At 48.2% G+C, this 20,366-nt stretch carries 19 protein-coding genes; all 19 read right to left on the reverse strand.

Annotated features, from left to right (window positions below; translation table 11 throughout):
* Positions 1 to 22: 22 nt before the first annotated feature.
* Positions 23 to 889 carry a 2-oxoacid:ferredoxin oxidoreductase subunit beta gene (locus CZ379_RS18940; RefSeq protein WP_110933047.1) on the reverse strand — a complete coding sequence of 289 codons (867 nt, stop codon included), beginning with the start codon at positions 887 to 889 and terminating at the stop codon, positions 23 to 25.
* Positions 890 to 2,650 (reverse strand): 2-oxoacid:acceptor oxidoreductase subunit alpha, encoded by a 1,761-nt coding sequence (locus CZ379_RS18945; RefSeq protein ID WP_110933048.1) that lies wholly within the window; start codon positions 2,648 to 2,650, stop codon positions 890 to 892.
* A gap of 228 nt (positions 2,651 to 2,878) precedes the next feature.
* Positions 2,879 to 3,853: a dipeptidase gene (locus CZ379_RS18950; RefSeq protein WP_199925685.1), complete on the reverse strand. Its 975-nt coding sequence runs from the start codon at positions 3,851 to 3,853 to the stop codon at positions 2,879 to 2,881.
* A 128-nt stretch (positions 3,854 to 3,981) separates the two neighbouring features.
* Complete coding sequence (locus CZ379_RS18955; protein WP_006286829.1) at positions 3,982 to 4,242, reverse strand: stage V sporulation protein S; 261 nt, start codon at positions 4,240 to 4,242, stop codon at positions 3,982 to 3,984.
* 128 nt (positions 4,243 to 4,370) lie between these two features.
* Positions 4,371 to 5,165, reverse strand: coding sequence for a TIGR00282 family metallophosphoesterase (locus CZ379_RS18960; protein ID WP_110934461.1), 795 nt, complete (start codon positions 5,163 to 5,165; stop codon positions 4,371 to 4,373).
* 88 nt (positions 5,166 to 5,253) lie between these two features.
* Complete coding sequence (gene rny, locus CZ379_RS18965) at positions 5,254 to 6,795, reverse strand: ribonuclease Y (protein ID WP_110933049.1); 1,542 nt, start codon at positions 6,793 to 6,795, stop codon at positions 5,254 to 5,256.
* 283 nt (positions 6,796 to 7,078) lie between these two features.
* Complete coding sequence (locus tag CZ379_RS18970; RefSeq protein WP_234404956.1) at positions 7,079 to 7,906, reverse strand: regulatory protein RecX; 828 nt, start codon at positions 7,904 to 7,906, stop codon at positions 7,079 to 7,081.
* A gap of 135 nt (positions 7,907 to 8,041) precedes the next feature.
* The gene (gene recA, locus CZ379_RS18975) at positions 8,042 to 9,103 is read right to left on the reverse strand and encodes a recombinase RecA (RefSeq protein ID WP_110933050.1); all 1,062 of its coding nucleotides are present in this window, start codon (positions 9,101 to 9,103) and stop codon (positions 8,042 to 8,044) included.
* Positions 9,104 to 9,884: 781 nt separating this feature from the next.
* Positions 9,885 to 11,150 (reverse strand): competence/damage-inducible protein A, encoded by a 1,266-nt coding sequence (locus CZ379_RS18980; RefSeq protein WP_110933051.1) that lies wholly within the window; start codon positions 11,148 to 11,150, stop codon positions 9,885 to 9,887.
* 48 nt (positions 11,151 to 11,198) lie between these two features.
* Positions 11,199 to 11,786, reverse strand: coding sequence for a CDP-diacylglycerol--glycerol-3-phosphate 3-phosphatidyltransferase (pgsA, locus tag CZ379_RS18985; protein WP_110933052.1), 588 nt, complete (start codon positions 11,784 to 11,786; stop codon positions 11,199 to 11,201).
* Positions 11,783 to 13,111 (reverse strand): 30S ribosomal protein S12 methylthiotransferase RimO, encoded by a 1,329-nt coding sequence (gene rimO / locus CZ379_RS18990; protein ID WP_110933053.1) that lies wholly within the window; start codon positions 13,109 to 13,111, stop codon positions 11,783 to 11,785. Before rimO ends, pgsA begins: the two co-directional genes overlap by 4 nt.
* Before the next feature lie 138 nt (positions 13,112 to 13,249).
* On the reverse strand, positions 13,250 to 13,741 hold the full coding sequence (locus CZ379_RS18995) for a YajQ family cyclic di-GMP-binding protein (protein ID WP_110933054.1): 492 nt from the start codon (positions 13,739 to 13,741) through the stop codon (positions 13,250 to 13,252).
* 193 nt (positions 13,742 to 13,934) lie between these two features.
* Positions 13,935 to 14,096, reverse strand: coding sequence for a hypothetical protein (locus CZ379_RS26305; protein WP_199925686.1), 162 nt, complete (start codon positions 14,094 to 14,096; stop codon positions 13,935 to 13,937).
* Positions 14,097 to 14,184: 88 nt separating this feature from the next.
* Positions 14,185 to 15,195 carry a RodZ domain-containing protein gene (locus CZ379_RS19000; protein WP_110933055.1) on the reverse strand — a complete coding sequence of 337 codons (1,011 nt, stop codon included), beginning with the start codon at positions 15,193 to 15,195 and terminating at the stop codon, positions 14,185 to 14,187.
* Between the two features lie 435 nt (positions 15,196 to 15,630).
* Positions 15,631 to 15,885: a DUF3243 domain-containing protein gene (locus CZ379_RS19005; protein ID WP_110933056.1), complete on the reverse strand. Its 255-nt coding sequence runs from the start codon at positions 15,883 to 15,885 to the stop codon at positions 15,631 to 15,633.
* A gap of 144 nt (positions 15,886 to 16,029) precedes the next feature.
* Positions 16,030 to 16,797, reverse strand: a complete 768-nt coding sequence (gene ymfI, locus CZ379_RS19010; RefSeq protein ID WP_110933057.1) for an elongation factor P 5-aminopentanone reductase — start codon at positions 16,795 to 16,797, stop codon at positions 16,030 to 16,032.
* Between the two features lie 3 nt (positions 16,798 to 16,800).
* Positions 16,801 to 18,081, reverse strand: a complete 1,281-nt coding sequence (gene yfmH / locus CZ379_RS19015; RefSeq protein ID WP_110933058.1) for an EF-P 5-aminopentanol modification-associated protein YfmH — start codon at positions 18,079 to 18,081, stop codon at positions 16,801 to 16,803.
* 3 nt (positions 18,082 to 18,084) lie between these two features.
* Positions 18,085 to 19,365: an EF-P 5-aminopentanol modification-associated protein YfmF gene (gene yfmF, locus CZ379_RS19020; protein ID WP_110933059.1), complete on the reverse strand. Its 1,281-nt coding sequence runs from the start codon at positions 19,363 to 19,365 to the stop codon at positions 18,085 to 18,087.
* 128 nt (positions 19,366 to 19,493) lie between these two features.
* Positions 19,494 to 20,324, reverse strand: a complete 831-nt coding sequence (sleB, locus tag CZ379_RS19025) for a spore cortex-lytic enzyme (protein WP_110933060.1) — start codon at positions 20,322 to 20,324, stop codon at positions 19,494 to 19,496.
* Positions 20,325 to 20,366 lie beyond the last annotated feature (42 nt).

The following is a 20,366-nucleotide window of genomic DNA, read 5'->3' on the forward strand; positions in this document are numbered from 1 at the left end:
AAAAAGGACATCTTTCACTGTATTATCTAAATTCTGCAACAAGATTGTCAAAGTCCGCCTGGGACAATGCCAGCGACTGATGCGCCAGCGGCTCCTGGGAGAAACCGTGCACGAGGTTCTCATAGCTCTTCTTCTGTTTGTTCTGATAGATCAAGCCGGTGATCATGCTGCCCGTTTCCATCAGCTTCGTCATCGCAGCCAAACGGTTCGTATGGTCGTAGCCCTCGACAGTATCCAGATTAATGATGTTCTCCTTGAACCAGTCGTACGTGTTCACTTTATTGAACGTCACGCATGGGCTGAATACGTTGATCAATGAGAAGCCTTCATGCTGAATGCCTTGTTCGATCAAGGAGGTTAACTGCTTCAGATCGCTCGAGAAGGATTGCGCTACGAAAGTAGCTCCCGCTGCAAGGGCCACCTCAAGTGGAGACAATGTCGATTCGATGGAGCCTTCCGGCGTACTCTTTGTCTTGAAGCCTTCGCCGCTTCGCGGGGAAGTTTGGCCTTTGGTCAGACCATAAATCTGATTATCCATAACGATATAAGTGATATTGATGTTCCGTCGAATCGCATGAACGGTATGACCCATTCCAATTGCGAAGCCATCGCCGTCTCCACCGGAAGCGATGACGGTCAAATCACGGTTCGCCAGCTTCACGCCTTGGGCAATCGGCAGCGCACGGCCATGGATGCCATGCAGTCCGTAAGCATTTATATATCCAGAAATCCGGCCGGAACAACCGATTCCGGAAATGACAGCCAGCCCCTCAGGCTCCAGTCCTACATTCGCCGCAGCGCGTTGAATGGCAGCTTGTACGGAGAAGTCTCCGCATCCTGGACACCAGTTCGGTTTAATTTTATTGCGAAACTCTTTAAAAGTTGCCATTTACACCAACTCCTCCTGCGGTTTATTCCCGGCTACATTTTTGCATTCGTTGTAAACTTCCGAAGGAAGGAACGGATTACCGTCATATTTAAGCACATTGACAATTTTATCGTGATAACCGACGTTTTGCTTGATTAGGTTGGCCAGTTGGCCAGTTGCGTTATTTTCCAGGACAAGTACTTTCTTCGCTTTTTTAATTTGCGGCAGCACTTCTTCAACCGGGAACGGATGCAACAAGCGCACGGTCATATGGTTTGTCTTGATGCCTTCGCCATCCAGACGGGTACGCGCCTGATCGATCGTGCCGCCCGTTGACCCCATGCCGATGACAAGAATGTCCGGCTCAGCATGCGGAGCCTGCAAATGGATTGGATTCGTCACTTGCAGTTTATTCAACTTGCGCAGACGCTTATCCATCATTTTCTTGCGGTTGATCGGGCTCTCCGATGGACGCCCTGCCTCGTCATGCTCTACGCCGGTAACGTGGTGAATCCCGTTCTTCTCCCCTGGCAGAACCCTAGGGGATATGCCGTTCTCCGTAAATGCATAACGGTTGAACATGCTGCCGTCTTCACGATCGGGAATATCCTTCACCACATATCCGCGATCAATGACGATTTTGTTGTAATCGAGCATTTCGCAGGACTGCTTGCCCAAAGAGAGCTGAAGATCCGTCGCCAGAATAACAGGCACTTGATATTTATCAGCTAGATTGAAGGCTTCGATCGTATCGTAGAAGCATTCTTCAATTGAGCTTGGCGAAATTACAATCTTTGGAATTTCACCGTGGGTACCATAGATCAGAGCGTTAATATCACTTTGCTCTTGCTTTGTCGGCAGACCTGTACTAGGTCCTCCGCGCTGCGTATCTACGATAACTACAGGAGTTTCCGTCATTCCTGCAAGGCCGATCGCTTCCATCATCAGGGACAAGCCAGGCCCGGCAGATGCGGTCATCGTTCGAACGCCTGCATAGTTCGAGCCGATCGCCATCGTAATTGCCGCAATCTCATCTTCGGTTTGAATCACTGTTCCACCGAATTTCGGTAGTTTTTGAATCAAATATTCCATAATTTCGGAAGCCGGTGTGATCGGGTATGCGCTCATGATTCGGCAGCCCGCAGCAACCGCTCCAAGACCGATCGCATCGTTTCCGATCATGAACAGCTTCTCCTTGCCGTCAGCAGGGCCTAGCTTGAAGCTGTCAATCGGCCCGCCAGCAAGCTCCAGTACGAAATCCGCACCGCGCTTCACCGCTTCGATATTCTTCTCCACAATCGCAGGCCCTTTACGGCCAAACTCTTCTTCCACAGCTTTGTTAAACACTTCTAACGGTAGACCGAGCAACGCCCAAGAAGCTCCGGACGCCACCATATTCTTCATCAGTGAAGTACCCAGCTCTTCCGCAATCGCCGTGATCGGCACTGCAAAAAGAGTCGCGCCCACACCTTCAGGAACAGTAGGATTGAATTTAGCATCCGCCACGATGACGCCACCGCTGCGAAGCTCGTGTGCATTCAAATCGATACTTTCTTGGTCAAAAGCGACTAAAATGTCCAAATCGTCGGAAATTGCACGAATCGGCATTGTACTGATCCGAATTTTGTTATTCGTATGGCCGCCTTTAATACGGGAGGAAAAATGCCGATACCCGTATAAATAATATCCCAGTCTGTTTAAGGCCGTCGAAAAAATTCGATCTGTACTTTCAACGCCTTCACCCTGCTGTCCACCGATCTTCCAAGACAATTGACTAATCAAGATCGCCCACCCCTTTAATCGTATCGCTATAGCACTATTAAGATATTTATAGTGCAGCTAGAATGTTGACTTGGAAACAGTATTCACCGTCTCCATAATTGTGAACATTCTGTTTCAGAGTCATGTCAATTTTATGTCGCAAACAAATAAAAAGCAAGCGTTTTCGAGCCTTTTCTCATATAGTTGTTTTCGATCATATCAATCTCACGATTGGATTAATTAAAGCGCTTACTCTTTTTTTGGCAGCCACATGCGTAAAAAAGCGACTGCATTATCGTACAACCACCCTCGTACAAGGCGCTCCGGATAATGCTTCAGCAGTGTTTCGATCCAATCGGAATATCGTCCGCAATGATCTAAATCACAAAGATAACTTTCGATTCCATCGAAATCTGAGCCGAACATAATAGCTTTCTCCCCGCCTAAAGCACATATATGCTCTAGATGCGGTAGTAGATCTTTGCTGGACGGCGCGCCGCCCTTCTGCACAAACCATGGGACAAATGTCACACCAATTCGCCCGTCCATCCGTATAATAGCTTGAATTTGTTCATCGTGCAAATTTCTAACATGATCGCAAATTTCGTATGCATTTGAGTGAGATGCTATGAAAGGACGCCGCGCCTTCTCAGAGAGCTCTACAAGCTCCCAGAAGCCTTTCTGCGATAGATGGGATACATCCAGTATCATTTCTAGTTGATGGCATAAATGAACCAGCTGGAGACCTTTGAGCGTGAATCCTCCGTTGCGCGGCTCCAGTATGCCATCTGCTGCCCAGTTGGCATGATTCCAAGTGAGTCCGAGACAACGAACGCCCAAATCAAAGCAGATTTGCAAGTAATGCAAGTTCCCTTCTAACCCATCCGCCCCCTCCAGCGACAGCAAGCCCCCCAAACCGCCGCTTTGCTCCCATTGCTCCAAATCCTCGGCGCAGCGAATAGGAGACAAGCCGCTCGGAATGACCTTTGTTTTGAAGATATCTATTTGATCCAGAATATGCTCCACATTCGGTGAACCAAGCTTATTGGATAAAAAAATAGCAAAGCACTGCAGCATCACATTACCTTGTTTCATTCGTTCCATCGTTACGTCAAGCCTATCGTCTCTATTGAAATCCATATCAGGATGAATCCGCATTTTGCTCAATGCATCACAATGGAAATCGACGACTTTTAATTTCAACCTCGTCACCCCGCTTTTCATTAGCTGATTACACCTTTCTACCGTGAAGTGAAACGATGAGTCAACAATATGTCCCCCTAAACGCAAAAAACCTGTCTACGTCAATATCCTCGTAAACAGGTATCTAATTCCTCGAACGATGTATTATTTTATCTAGGCTCAACGATCAGTTTAATGGCTGTACGATCTTCCCCATCGATGACAATGTCAGTAAACGCCGGAATACAAATCAAGTCAACACCGCTAGGTGCGACGAATCCCCGGGCTATCGCTACCGCTTTAATAGCTTGGTTCAGAGCACCGGCCCCAATGGCTTGAAGTTCAGCAGCGCCTCGTTCTCTAAGAACTCCAGCAAGCGCACCGGCAACGGAGTTGGGATTGGATTTTGCTGAAACTTTTAATACTTCCATGGTAAGTACCTCCCTGGGAATAATGGTTGATTCCACTACTTAGAAGATATTCGGTAGAAGTGAAAAAATTCCTGCTTTTTCCCACGGCCCCGTCTTCCGCAACCGTCTTTCAAGCTATTGCCCTTGTCCTACTCCATGATCCATTCATCTTCCAGCAGACGAATTTTTTGAATCTTCTTGGCACGGCCTGTAGACTCATCAATGTCCACAACAACCGCATGGAAATGCCACTTCCCTTCGCATACTTGAAAGCGCACAGGCAGCTGCGTCGTGAATTTGCGCAGCACAGCTTCCTTTTCCATGCCAAGGATGCCTTCACGCGAGCCAACCATGCCTACATCGGTCAAATAAGCGGTTCCCTGTGGCAGTATAATATCGTCGTTGCTTTGCACATGCGTGTGCGTGCCTACGACAAGGGAGGCCCGGCCATCCAGATGCCAGCCCATGGCAATTTTCTCCGAAGTAGCCTCTGCGTGAAAATCCACGAGAATGCATTTGTGTTTCTTTGCTAATTTTCCTATGATGTCATCTGCCGCCCGGAATGGATCGTCAATTGCTGGAAGAAAGGTTCTCCCCATTAAATTAACGATTGCCAGTTCCTTCCCATTTGCTTTAATTACCGTATGGCCGAGCCCTGGTGTACCTGGCGGGAAATTGGCTGGCCGAATCATCCGCGGCTCATCATCGATAAATTCAAATATTTCCTTATTATCCCATGTGTGATTTCCCATTGTAAGGCCATGTACGCCAAGCTCGAAAAACTCTTTGGCAATCGCTGCAGTGATCCCTCTTCCCCCTGCAGCATTCTCACCATTGGCAATGATGATCTGCGGGTTATATTTAGATTTCAATTGCGGCAGCGTTTGCTTCAGTGCTTTGCGGCCCGTACTTCCAACGATATCTCCGATAAATAAGACCTTAATGATCGGTTCCTCCCTAAAAATCAATATTCTTATCTCATAAGCAATGAGAAAAAGCGGCCCCGTAAGGGCCACTTTCTCAGCATTAGCTTTACTTTGCGTATTCAACCGCCCGCGTCTCACGAATGACTGTAACTTTGATATGTCCTGGATAATCCAGTTCATTCTCAATCGTCTTCGTAATATCTCTGGCCAGCCGGAATGCTTCTGCATCGTCGATTTTATCAGGCTGCACCATGACGCGAACTTCGCGTCCAGCTTGAATGGCATAGGATTTCTCCACGCCTTCGAACGATTCCGAGATTTCTTCCAGTTTCTCCAGACGCCGGATATACGTCTCCAGCGTTTCGCGACGAGCGCCAGGTCTTGCCGCTGACAAGGCATCAGCCGCACCAACCAGCATGGCGATCACCGATGTAGCCTCGCAATCCCCGTGATGGGATGCAATACTATTAATAACCACCGGATGCTCCTTGTACTTCTTAGCCAGTTCCACGCCGATCTCGACATGAGATCCTTCCACTTCATGATCAAGCGCTTTACCGATATCATGCAGCAGTCCCGCCCGCTTAGCCAGAACGATATCTTCGCCTAATTCGCCAGCCATCAGGCCCGCCAAATAAGCAACTTCCATCGAATGCTTCAGCACGTTCTGACCGTAGCTTGTCCGGAATTTAAGACGTCCCAAAATTTTGATCAGATCCGGATGAAGCGCATGAACACCAACTTCGAAAGTCGCTTGTTCACCGTATTCACGGATCCGTTCATCCACCTCGCGGCGCGACTTTTCAACCATTTCTTCAATCCGTGCCGGGTGAATCCGTCCATCTGCCACCAGCTTCTCCAGTGCAGTACGGGCGATTTCGCGACGAATCGGATCAAAGCCTGACAAGATGACCGCTTCCGGCGTATCGTCAATAATGAGATCGATCCCGGTCAGTGTCTCCAGAGCTCGGATATTCCGGCCTTCGCGACCGATGATCCGTCCCTTCATCTCTTCGTTCGGCAACGCTACGACAGAAACAGTTGTTTCCGCAACATGATCGGCCGCGCACCGTTGAATAGCCAGCGTAATGATTTCACGCGATTTCTTATCGGCTTCCTCTTTCGCCTGCTGTTCAATATCTTTAATCAGCTGCGCCGTCTCATGGCGTACTTCCTGCTCCACATTATTCAGGATAATGACTCTCGCATCCTCCATCGTTAAGTTGGAGATCCGCTCCAATTCCTGAACTTGATTTTTATAAATCTGGTCAATTTGCTGCTGTGTTTCTTCAATTCGCTTCTCTTTGCCTGCCACCTGCTCTTCTTTTCGTTCGAGCGATTCCAATTTTTTATCCAGCGACTCTTCCTTTTGCAACAATCGTCTTTCTTGCCGTTGAACTTCATTCCGACGTTCACGAATGTCTTTATCAGCTTCAGTCCGGATTTTATGGACTTCGTCCTTAGCCTCCAGAACTGTTTCTTTCTTCAGTGCTTCTGCGTCTTTCTTTGCGCTTTCCAAGATTTGACTTGCAGCGTGTTCCGCACTGGAAATTTTAGCTTCTGCAAGAGATTTGCGAATAAAATATCCGATCACGAACCCAAAGAATAAAGCGGCTGCAACGAGAGCGACCCAGACTCCATCATGCATCTGTTCACCTCCCCGTTGATTCCTCCAAGGCATTCCTTGGGATACTTGCAGTTGTAGTTAACTTTCTCAATTCATCATCATTACTAAGAATCGAATACAGGCCGATTCAGGTAGGCTGCTCATCGTAAATCATGAGCCAATTCGTTATAAGCCTTCATGATTGGCGAATAGAATGTGTACAGAGTCATAATTTTGGAAGGAAAAAAGGACTCTGTGCATATAGACATTTTATTATTTGACGAAAGATATTGTCAAGCAATTGACAGCATCCCCTCCAACGGGCCTATTCCTCTTCCCAATCCTCTGTATTTTTCCGACCTTCCTGATCGGCCAATTCGCGGATGACTTTGGAAACAAGTCCTCCAGAGTATCCCCTGCGCATTAAAAATGCTCCCGTCTTACGTTTCCTTTCCATAAATTCACCTTTTGTAGCATTCCATTTCTTCAGCCCCAGTTGGAATGCACTGTTGTACTCTTCCTCTTCGCTGACCTCGCCAAGCGCATCCTCAATTAAAGGCTTTGCAATGCCCTTCTGACGCAACTCATGACGAACCCATAGTTTTCCCTTCCCGCGATTCCCTACGCGCTGTCTGGCCCATTCCTGAGCGTATGCGGCATCATCTACCAACTTCTCTTGCATTAGCCTGTGAATCACGTCGCTTACCGTATCTTCACTCCACCCCTTCTCTCCAAGGCGCAAAGCGATTTCATAAGCCGTACGCGGCTTGCGGCTCAAATACAAGAGAGCATCGCCGTAGCTTCTCTGCCGCTCATCCGCAGCAATGATCTCTTCCAGGTCAACTTTGGCAAATGCCGTACCCTTGATCATCCGATATTTAATCATGACATCTTCATGAACTTCAATGGAATAGGAACCAAAATGTATCCGATAACGAAACTTAGGCCGCTTTAGGGCTTCCACCCTCGTAATTTCCAACTCTCCATCCTCCGGGAAATCCGCAAACCTTGGTTCCTCGTTAAAGGATTCTCCTTTAGTATTTCCCCAAAAACGTTCTTCAGAAATATCAACTATTCCCTTGGCTTCCTCCAAGTGCCTTTCCCCTTTCTTTGAGGGGTTCGGCATCTTTCGATTACCGCATTGCTCGTACATCAAACAATCCTCCTTGCTGCCGTTCATCTTATCACTCACGTAGAATAACATAGCTCGCGGTTCGTGTCCCCTAATATAAAATAAAAGCGCTCTGTTCTGGAGTACACCAGATTACAGAGCGCATATCATTATAAATTATTCTTCGTCGAAAAGCGCCTGCTCTTCTTTCGCTTCTTCCTCTAACTCGTTAGCCGATGCCGAAGGAACAACCGTTGTCAAATTGCTGGCTTCACGAATTTTCTGTTCAATCGCGTCAGCGATTTGCGGGTTATCCTTCAAATATTGCTTCGCATTCTCGCGGCCCTGGCCAAGACGCTCCCCGGTATAAGAATACCAAGCTCCGCTCTTGTCGACAATGTCATGCTCTACGCCGATATCAATAATGCTGCCTTCTCTGGAGATACCTTCACCGTACATGATATCAATCTCAGCCTGCTTGAAGGGAGGTGCTACTTTATTCTTGACAACCTTCACCCGCGTGCGGTTACCAACCATATCATTCCCCATCTTGATCGTCTCTATGCGGCGTACATCCAGGCGAATCGTAGAGTAGAACTTTAGAGCCCGTCCGCCAGGTGTTGTCTCCGGATTACCGAACATAACGCCGACTTTCTCACGCAATTGGTTAATGAAGATCGCAATCGTCTTCGATTTGCTGATCGCTCCCGACAGCTTACGAAGCGCCTGAGACATCAATCTCGCCTGTAAACCGACGTGCGAATCTCCCATTTCGCCTTCAATCTCCGCTTTCGGAACCAGCGCCGCAACGGAGTCGATGACGATAATATCAACAGCACCGCTTCTTACGAGCGCTTCCGCAATTTCAAGCGCCTGCTCCCCAGTATCCGGTTGGGAAAGCAGCAGTTCATCAATATTAACGCCAAGCTTGCTGGCATAAGATGGATCAAGCGCATGCTCCGCATCGATGAACGCAGCTTGTCCGCCAATTTTCTGAACTTCTGCAATGGCATGCAGAGCCACCGTCGTCTTACCTGAGGATTCCGGCCCGTAAACTTCAATAATTCGGCCGCGCGGCAAACCGCCTGTTCCAAGTGCTATATCCAACGCTATTGAACCACTGGGTACAATTTCCACCTGCATATGAGTGGATTCACCTAGCTTCATAATCGAACCTTTACCGAATTGCTTTTCTATTTGACGAAGCGCCATATCCAGCGCTGCACGACGATCTGACAATTAGCTCACATCCTTATCAAATTGATTAATCGTAGGACTTCACATTTGTAATTGTACCTTGTTTTGGAACGTTTGCCAAGCATTTTTTCGAACATACATTCGGGGGTCTCATCCCTCCCAAACCCTCCCTTACCATAAGGGAGGGCCCCCGTAGGGCTTGCAGCCCTCAGGACTCCCGCCAATTGGAGGAACGTGGGAGGTGCAGAGGCGCTCCTGCCCGCTGTTCCCTTTGGGGATGCGCTCTGAGTTTGTGCGTGGAACGCTTTTCCCCCTTCGGGTACGTCTTACGTTGGGTTCACCTGGGTTACCTGGAAACACGCTGCTCAAGGAGCCAAGGTGGTGCACCCGAGCTGCTTTAGCTGCAAGGAGCCGCTTGTCACCCTACGGGTACGCTCTTGGTCGGCACTCCTGCAAGATGGTGCTGGAAGTTACGATGGTGCGATTTGCTTCTACTTCGTGCCAGGGGGACGCTCTCCCTACGGGATTCGCTTGCGTCCGGTGCAGGGATCTTTTGATGGTACACTCTTGGGTATTGGGCTGGGCGTTACGTTCGTGCGGGCTGTTCTACTTCCCGCTGGGAGAGCGCTCTCCCTTCAGGATTCGCTTGCGTCTGTTCAGATCCAAACACAGTGTTAGATAAATAAGTGCTGCAGCAATTCTATGACACCGAATGGGTCGTCACCCGATCAAACAAAAAAAGAACCGCAGCGCAACAAATCAGTTAGGCTACGGTTCTTCCGTGATCACATTATACATCGAAGCATGCACACTTGCAATATGATTACGCTTCGCCAGCTATCTCTTTCAGTTGCTTCCAAAGGTGGTAGAGAATCGTCTTCGTGGAGCGAATCCGAATCGTCTCCCGGTTCCCCTTCAGGTTCAGTTCAAGAACACGGGTATCCTGCCCGCGGCGCGAGATGCCGATGTATACAAGGCCGACAGGCTTGCGCTCCGAGTAGCCAGGACCAGCCACGCCGGTAATCGACAAGCCGAAATCCGTATCCACGATCATCCGCACTTGCTCAGCAAGCACCTTGGCCGTCTCAGCACTGACAGCGCCGGGAGCGTTTTCGCCCTCAAGCATATCATGAGGGACGTGGAGCAGCTTTTCTTTCATTTCATTGGAATAGCAGACGATTCCGCCATGAAACACCGCAGCGCTGCCTGGAATCGAGGTCAAGGTCTGCATCAAAAGGCCGCCAGTACAGCTTTCCGCACAGCTCACCGTAAGGTTCAGCTCAGTCAGCATATCGACAATCGTTTTTTCGATCGGTATATCTCCGGTAGCATACATATGTTCTCCAAGCCGGGAGGCGATCTCCTTCTCCAGCGTATCCAGCTTGGCCATTGCTTCGCTCTCGCTGTCCGCCTTCGTTGTAATGCGCAGAGTAACCTCACTCTCCTTGGCATAAGGAGCTACTGTCGGATCGATTTGTTTCTCGATCAAATCGATGACCCGAGTCTCCAGTGCAGATTCGCCAATCCCCGCAAATTTCAGCATTTTGGAATAAATCGGCTTCTCATGCGTCAGTACATGCTGCAATATCCAGGTTTTCGCCTGATTTTGAAACATAGGAATCAACTCTTTCGGCGGCCCAGGCAATACAATATAGAACTTGCCATTATGAGCGATAGCGTTCCCCACAGCGAGCCCCGTCTCATTCGGCAGCGGCGTGCATCCATCGATGGCGTGCGCCTGCCGCCGATTGTTCTCGGTCATAGGAATATTCCGGCCCTGAAAGAACCGATCGATGTTATCCATCGCCATCCGGTCATAATGGAGATTTCTCCCAAGAACCGAGGCAAGAGCCTCTTTCGTTAGATCGTCCTGCGTCGGCCCGATGCCGCCCGAGAAAATGAGCACATCCGCCCTGGATTCGGCGGTTTCAATCGCTTGGCGCAAACGATCCATATTGTCGCCAACAACGGTTTGAAAATACACGTCAATCCCGAGAGACGCCAATTCCTGAGACAAAAACTGGGCATTCGTGTTCACAATTTGTCCGAGCAAAAGCTCGGTGCCTACGGCGATAATTTCAGCTTTCATATCCCAACGTCTCCTTCTACCCGCTAAATACAACTGTCAGTTCTCCAATTAACTTTTAGAGAATGAAAGCAATTTTTTATTCTTTACAAAATAATCGATACCCGAATAAATCGTGATCAATGTAGCAATCCAAATCGAGATCTCATCAAATGGAATGTTAAGCCATTCAAAAGGAAAATTGTTCAGAAGCAGCGCCGAGATTGCAATGATTTGAGCAATGGTCTTCGCCTTCCCCCACTTGCTTGCCGCAATTACCGAACCTTCCAGCAATGCAATTTCCCTCAGGCCGGTCACCGCGAATTCACGGCTAATGATAATGATCGCAATGATCGCTTCAATCTCGCCCATCGCAACAAGCGCAACCAACACTGCGGCAACCAGCAGTTTATCTGCAAGCGGATCCAGCAGCTTGCCAAGATTGGTAACTAAATTATGCTTGCGGGCGATATATCCATCGATGCCGTCCGTGCTGGCTGCCACAATAAACAGTAAAGCTCCAATCAACTGATTTACTGGCAGCGTATATGCACCCAGCGACAGCTCATAAGACCACCATTGCAAATCCACCAGCAAAAAGATGAGCATGACTGGAATCATAAAAATTCGGGCAATTGTAATGCGATTGGGTAAGTTCAAAGGACACCCTCCCCGGACAAATCATATTCATAAGCATGCGTAATCCGCACCTTGGCCATCTCGCCGATACCGACGGGACAGTTCGTTACATACACTTCACCATCTATTTCGGGAGCATCATATTGTGAACGTCCGATATAGACATCACTTCGCCCATCATAACGCTCCACAAGTACGTCCAGAACTTGTCCTACAAATTTGCTGGCATTCTGATTAGAAACCTCCCGCTGAATTTCCATCAGCGTAGTGGCGCGCCACTCTTTCACCTCATCCGGGACTTGATCCGGCAGCCTTGAGGCTGGCGTATCTTCTTCCTTCGAATAGGTAAATACGCCCAATCGGTCAAATTTGATCTCCCTTACGAAATCGCATAAGCGCGCAAAATCCTCTTCCGTCTCCCCCGGAAAACCAACGATGAGCGAAGTTCGCAACGAAACATTCGGAATGCGGGAACGTATTTTGGCAATCAGTTCGCGAATATCGCGATTGCGTCCGGGACGGCGCATCCGTTTGAGCACGGCATCCTCGCTATGCTGCAGCGGCATGTCAACATATTTGCATATCTTTGGATTCGTCGCGATCATTTCAATCAATTCATCCGTGAAAAAGCCCGGGTATGCATAGTGCAGCCGCACCCATTCGATGCCGTCAACCTCCGTAACCATGCCCATCAGCTCTGCGAGTTTATATTCACCATAAAGATCCGTACCGTAATTGGTGGAGTCCTGGGCGATTAGACTGATCTCTTTGACCCCTTGAGAAGCCATGAGCTTCACCTCAGCCACGATCGATTTCATCGAGCGACTGCGGAAATTCCCGCGCATAATCGGAATGCTGCAAAAAGTACAATTGTTATCGCAGCCCTCCGCTATTTTCACATATGTAGTATACTTAGCCGTCGATACTTTGCGAGGAAGCGCCTCTTCATAATTAAACACCGGATTCCCGACTTGAATCGGCTTCTTGCCCTTTAATGCTTCATCCACGATCTGAGTGATATTATAAAAATCTCCGGTTCCGACGATGCCGTCGATCTCCGGCATTTCTTCCATTAAGGCCTGCTTGTAACGCTGGGTCAGGCAGCCAGATACAATGAGCGCTTTCAGCTTCGCCGTCTCTTTTAAATCAGCTAAATCCAAAATCGTATTCACCGATTCCTCTTTAGCAGCGTCAATAAATCCGCAGGTATTAACGATAATGACCGTCGCCTCTTCATGATTCTCAACAAGCCGATAGCCTCTCTGATCGATTAGGCCTGACATTATTTCCGAGTCAACCAGGTTTTTCTCACAGCCAAGTGTTACGATTTTCACTTTTTCCGTCATATGCAGTATCCCCCATTGAAATTAACCGATTACCCGTTTTTCCCTACAAGTATAAGCTTTAGGAACATACCATGTCAAAAACGTGTAAAGGTCTCTCACCACGCGATTAACGCAGCGAAAGACCAACATTTTTAACGCTTATTTGAAGTTGGTAAATTGTAAATCGAGCGTTAGATCGCCTTTGCGGAGCAGCTGCATCACCTGCTGCAAATCATCCTTGCTCTTGCCGGTAACCCGGATTTGATCGCCTTGAATTTGGCTCTTGACTTTCAACTTGGAATCGCGGATCATCACATTGATTTTCTTGGCATTCTCCGCATCGATGCCTTGCTTCAGCTTAATACGCTGACGAACAGTTCCTAGTGAAGCCGGCTCTACTTTACCGTAATCTAGGTTTTTGATCGGCAACCCTCTCTTGATCATTTTCGACTGCAAAATGTCAATGACAGCGCCAAGCTTGTAATCATCGTCCGAGACGACAACTAATTCATCTTTCTCGACTTTAAGCTCGCTTTTGCTCCCTTTGAAGTCGAATCGATTAGCTATTTCCCGCTCCGTCTGGTCAATCGCATTCGTAAGTTCCTGCATGTCCATCTTGGAGACGATATCAAATGAGCTTTCAGAAGCCATAATTCTCCGTCCTTTCCTGTTCACTTATCTCTATTAATTATAATGTAATCCTATGGGCAAAGTCCAACCTTAAGGGACAGATTGGCATACCCAGCAGCTTGATCATCTGATTCAGGCCTATGAAAAAAAGGCGTTCTTCGGACAGCCTACCCGAAAAACACCTATGACTCTCTTATCAACAAACCAAACCAGCTCAGCTCGTCTGGCGATTAGGGCTTCGAAACATATCCAAAATGCCAAGCAGCATATGCGCTAGGCCAAAACCGAATATGCCATAGCCCCACGCGCTCGGCATCAAGTAATAACCCAGAAGCAAAGCAATAATCCCTAGGCCGAGAACGATCCAGCTAGCCACATCCAGGCACCTCAATTCATCGGGAAAATAACAAGCACGCCGCGAAGCTCTGCGGCATTACAGCTATTCTCTCCGATGCTTGAAGCGGTTATTCTGCGGCATTATTCGAGTCGGCCTCGCTTCCCGCCCCAGCTTCGGTTTCCGTGCTGGAAGCACCTGTATCCATGTTAAGCTGAATTTTGGAAGTGTTCTTGCCATCTTCAACGACCTGACCCGCTACCGTAATTTGCGTATTTGCAGAAGCTCCTGATTTAATATACATTCCTTCAGGCCCAAGCTCATAAGTCAGCACTTCGCCCTCAGATGTATTGTCAAAGTACAGCTTCTCGCCGTCCCTGCCGCCCTTGTACACCTCAACCCAGCTCTTGCCGGTTGCGTTGATTACAACCTGCACCGGCTGCCCACCAGGATTGGATACCTTGAAATTGGTCGTGCTTCCGCTTTTCCCGTCCGGCAGGACGACAACCTCTCCACCAAGACCCGTTCCTGCTCCGTTATTCGAACCATCATCCGTACCGTCAGACGCGTTAGAATCTCCTTGGTTTCCACCGGCAGCGGGCGGGGTGTTCTCGGCATCCGGCTGCTGGTCGGCATCTTTACCATCCCCGTTAGAAGCCCCGTTCTGGCCCTTATCGCCTTGCTTCGTAGGATTCTCCGATTGAGTTAATTTCGTCGGATCCGTCTGATTGTTCTTGTCCGCAGCCGGATCTTTACCCCAAACCGTGAAATACATATAAATGACGATCAGGATGATTATAGCAAAAGACCACATCAGCGCCGTAGACATCCATTTCGAATTGCGTTCCGATGTTTGTCTGCTGCGGCGTTTCTGCAAGACGGGCTCCATCGTCTGCTCCACCTGCGGGGCTGGCACATCCTGGCGATGCTCGCTGAGCAGCTCATCCGCATTTACTCCGACCGTTTCAGCGTATGTCTTTATAAAGGCCCGCACATAAAAACTTCCCGGCAACACTTTATAATCTCCCGCCTCGATGGCTTCCAAGTATCTTTTGCGAATTTTTGTCATATCTTGCACATCATCTAGTGACAAGCCTCTGGCTAGGCGGGCTTCCTTCAACTGCTGGCCCAAATCCGACACGTCCATCACCTCCTGCAAATGATTGAAATATAATTTATGATTTGAAATTGAAAATACAATTTTAATTCATAGATCGTAACGCTCCGATCCATTAACGTATAAACCCCTTAAATTGTTACGCATTTCAAAACATTTTGGCAAACATCCTGTGTACTATTTCACCAAAAAAAGACGACAATTAACGCCATCTCTCATCATCGTACTCAAAAAGACCTACGAATTTATGTATTGGAATGCTCAAACCCTTTAGAAACACTCATTCGACAATATAGGTCATTATTCCTGCATTCATTTACAAGGCTGTGAAAAGTATGCAGAATTAATGCGAACAATTACAATACGTGTTTTATGATATATAAAATATTTTCGAAAGGCAAGCGGCTGTATAAAATGGTAGAAAAAGCTCCCCGTTACAGGGAGCTTTTTCTCCGTAAACTATGCGTTTTCCTTAGCCAACTTTACCATCAGCCGGGCGATCGTCTTGCGCTCTTCTTCATTTCCGACATCCCACAGCTCTTTCAGGGTGCGGTTAGAAGCATTTTGAGGGTCGACCTTCTCATCCAGAAAGCCGCCGATCTCATAAGCAAGATGAGATATGGCCTCCTCGCTCAGACCTGATCTTTCCGCATGTTTAACGCGTTCACCCAAGAATTTCTTCCAGGTATCAAAATTTTTGAGTACTGTTGACATGTTTAAATCCTCCTTCGCTTGGACGTGAGATTTAAAATCAACAGTCGTAATATGCGATTAATTCAGCTTCTTTATTCGCCAAACGCTTGAACTGCCGCCGCCATTCCTTGCCTCTCTAGCCTAAATTCGGCTTGCCTTACGACTTTACGTAAGCCAGCCGCCATTAGGACTAATAATTTGCCCCGTAATATAACCTGATTCAGGAAGCGCTAGAAAATAAACCAATGACGCGATCTCCTCTGGCGAAGCTAGCCGCCCTGCCGGAATTTCCTCCTCCAGCATGCGGATTTCCTCAGCGGCAAAGCGCTCCATCATATCCGTTTTTACGGCCCCAGGAGCTACCGCATTGACCGTTACAGATGATGGGGCTAGCTCTTTAGCCAACGCCTTCGTAAAGGCGTTTACGCCCCCCTTGGCGGCTGAATAGACGGCTTCGCAGGCCCCGCCGGAAATTCCCCAAACGGAGGAAACATTAATAATCCGTCCAAACCGCTGATGAATCATATAGGGCATGAATGCCTGGCTGCACAGAAACACGCTTTTTAAATTGACATCCATCACTTCATCCCACTGCTCTTCTTGGACATCCGACAACAGACTATAGTGAGAGATCCCTGCATTATTCACCAGAATATCCGGTTTAAGGCCACGACTCTCCAGCTTTTCCTTCATCCGGTAAATTTCTTCCCGGCTTCTTAAATCAGCACTAACCGTAAACACTTTAGCGCCAAGCTCTAGGCATTTTCTTGCCACCTCATTGGCCGCTTCGTGCGATTGCATGTAGTGGATGACGATATTCATACCGACTGCGGCAAAACGGAGTGCAATCTGAGCCCCGATGCCTCGGCTCGCCCCCGTAATCAGCACGGTCATTTCCCCAATACTTTTATCTATCCCATGATTGCTGTTCATATATTACGGACTAACAACGAGCGATATGGCTAGTTGTTCCCAATCAATATGCTCGCGCAGCCGATTGTTCACCTCTTCCAGGGTCAGGGATTCATAAATCTGCAATACGGAGAAGAGATCTTGACCCCGGAACCGATAACGAGTAAATTCGTGAGCGATATTTTCCGGCGAATTCAGCATGCGCAAATAACCGCCAATTTTTTTCTTGCGGGCCCGCTCAAAGTCATCGTTCTCAAACCCTTTAGCAAGAACCGCCTTGATTTCTTCCGTTACGATCTCAAGAAGGCGCTCCGGATCCTTTGTGTCTCCGCCGATTGCCGTGAAGGCATAGTTTGGATTACTGTTATATTCATGGCCAAAGCCGTCCGAAATAAGATCCATGTCATAAAGCTTTTGATACAGCTTCGTGCTGGTACCGATCAGCAAATCTAAGGCCAGCTTAATCGCCAAGTCGCGCCGCAGCAAAGCCTCGCCCGTTATCCCGATATTCGTCTCTTTAAACCCAAACAAGCATTTCGGCAAAGAGACCGGAAGCTTAATCACCTTGCGTTTCTCATGCACCGCAGCCGGCTCCGCATCGAATAGCCGCTTAATTTCCCCCTGGGGCTGATACTTCTTCTTGGCTTGGTTGCTTCGTACGAGCGAGAATACCTCTTCCGGATCAACGCCTCCTACGACGAACAATAGCATATTGCTCGGATGGTAAAAAGCGTTGTAACACGTATACAGCGTCTCTTTTGTGATCGTTCCAATGGATTCCACCGTGCCTGCGATATCGATATGAACAGGATGGACGGCATACATTGCCTCAATCAAGCCAAAATACACGCGCCATTCGGGATTATCCTGGTACATGCCGATTTCCTGGCCGATAATGCCCTTTTCTTTCTCCACATTCTGATCCGTAAAATACGGATTTTGCACGAAATTCACGAGGGTTTCCAAATTTTCCATCACGTTCTCAGTGGCGGAGAACAAATAGACGGTCTGATCAAAGCTTGTAAAGGCATTCGCAGATGCGCCTAAAGAAGCAAATTTGGCAAAAATATCGCCCTCCGGCTCCTCGAACATCTTATGTTCCAAGAAGTGCGCAATTCCATCCGGCACCTTTGTTTCGGCTTCGCCTTCCACTCGGAAATGATTGTCGATCGAGCCGTACTTGGTCGAGAAGGTAGCATACGTCTTCTGGAAGCCCGGCTTTGGAAGCACATACACCTGCAAACCGTTATCCATCGTCTCCCGATATACCGTCTCCTTCAATCTTTCATGCGTAATGACTTCCATGAGTTACACCTCCTTCTTTCCAGTCAAAAAGTAAACCGTATCCAATTCCACCGTATTGGCAATGGAAACGACATCCTCCATCGTGATGGCTTCTACCTGCTGTAGAAGCTCTTCTGCCGGCCGTTCCCGATCCGACAATACGCGATTAAAGTCATATGCCACCATATCAAAGGCGGAATCCTGCATTTCCAGCAAACTATTGCGAATCATTGCCTTGGTCTGTGACATTTCCAGCTCGCTAATTTGACCTTCGCGCAGGCTCGCAAGCTGCGCCTTAATAATTTCAAGCGCTTTATGATAGTTCGCAATCTCAATTCCGGACTGAATCGAAATGATCCCTTTATGGCCATCAAATCTTGAGGCAGCATAATAAGCCAAGCTTTCCTTCTCCCTGACATTAATAAATAGCTTGGAGTGAGGATAGCTGCCGAGAATACCGTTATACAGAAGTGCCGCTGCATAGCGGTCATCTCCATAGGTGACCGGAATGCGCAAGCCCATATTCAGCTTGCCTTGGTTGACATCGAGCACTTCTTCCACGATGCGGACATCGTCTCCGGATGTATGGCTCTGAGCAGGCACATATTGCGGCGAATCCGATCGCCTCATAATAAAGTGCTGCCCTACAAGCTCCTGAACCTCTGCAAGCGTCGTGTCTCCAACGACATATAAATCAAGGTTCGCTTGCTGCAGCCACTGTTGAAACGCCTCGTATAACGATTGTGAGGTGATCCCGTCCAAATCCTTGCGCTGACCTAACGGGTGAAGGCGATAAGGGTCATTTCGGAACATCTCCTCCATACACCGTTCCGCAGCATAACGAATTTTATCATTGATGATCGCTTCCAGCTTCTTGCGTACCGTCTCCCGCTCCGAGTTCACATAAGCCTCACGGAAAACGCCGTTTTCTGTAACGGGCTTCGTTACGACTTCACCCAGAAAAGAGAATGTTTTGCGCAACAAGGAATCATCGCTGGACACAAATTCATCATTAATCGTATCCATGCGGAACTGCACAATTTGGTAATTCCCGCGCTTATAAACGTCAAAGCCGAAGCCTGCGCCGTACAATTGCTCAAGCTGTTCGCGAAATTGAATTGTCTCTGGATACGAAGCCGTACCACGCCGCAGCACGAAAGGGGTTAATGCCGTCGCAGTTACCGTATCCTCGTTCAACGGGATTCCCGCATAGAGCGAAACTGCGAAGGTTTTGAATCTAGTTGTCGGCAGGACATGAATTCGAATATGACCGGCACTGCCCCGTTCAAATACAGTTTTATTCAAGATGAAAACTCCTTTACAAGAGACTGTCTGGACTATTATACACAGGCAATTTTAGTTCCATTCTATACCATGGCAAAGTAAAGAAGCAACCCGACGAAATGAGCGGCTGCTTCCCTTCCAAACGTTATTTACATACAAAAAATATGTTTTCCGATCGTTTTAACCTGCGGTCGAGTCCAGATCCATTTCGAGGTTGCTGTCTCAGGATTAAAGTAATACAGACATCCGCCGGATGGATCCCAGCCGTTCAGCGCTTGCTGAACCGCTTTTGTTGCACTCTCATTTGGCTCAAGCCAAATTTGGCCATCATCAACAGCCGTAAAGGCCCGAGGTTGGAAAATGACGCCGGATACTGTATTCGGAAAGCTCGGCGATTTTACACGGTTAAGAATTACGGCAGCCACTGCTACTTGTCCCTCAAAGGGCTCTCCGCGAGCCTCCCCGTATACCGCATTAGCCATGATTTTTAAATCATTGGCCGATAGACCCATGGCGTTAGAGGAGGATAAATCCGCCGACGCGTTCGTTTCTTCTTGCTCGGTATTAGCGGCGCCTTGATTTGTGCCGGTTTGCCCGGCAGCTGTCTCGGTACCTGGCCTCCAGTTTTTCGAAGCATTATACAGCTTCAGCTTCGTTTTCGGCCCAGCCAGTCCATCAACATCCATACCGAATTCCGACTGAAACCATTTTAGCGAGTCCTGAGTTTTGGGCCCAAAGTAACTGTCGAGCTTGCCATGATAAAATCCTAGGAAGGCCAGTCGGCCTTGCAGTTCGTATACGTCTGTGCCGAATGCGCCATACTGGATAACCTGTTCACTGAATACGGGAAGAGAAGATTTCGGCTCCCCGCTTCTTTCCGTCATAGCGGGCGTGTTATTCCATAGTCGATAAGCTCCGAACAATGCCCCGCACAAAAGCAGCACTAAACCGGCGGCAAACCATATTTTAGCTTTTTTCATACGTTTAGCTCTACCTTTCTTTTGTGGATTAACATAGATGGA

Origin of the sequence: Paenibacillus bouchesdurhonensis, assembly GCF_900155685.1 — a bacterium.
Classification (GTDB): domain Bacteria; phylum Bacillota; class Bacilli; order Paenibacillales; family Paenibacillaceae; genus Fontibacillus; species Fontibacillus bouchesdurhonensis.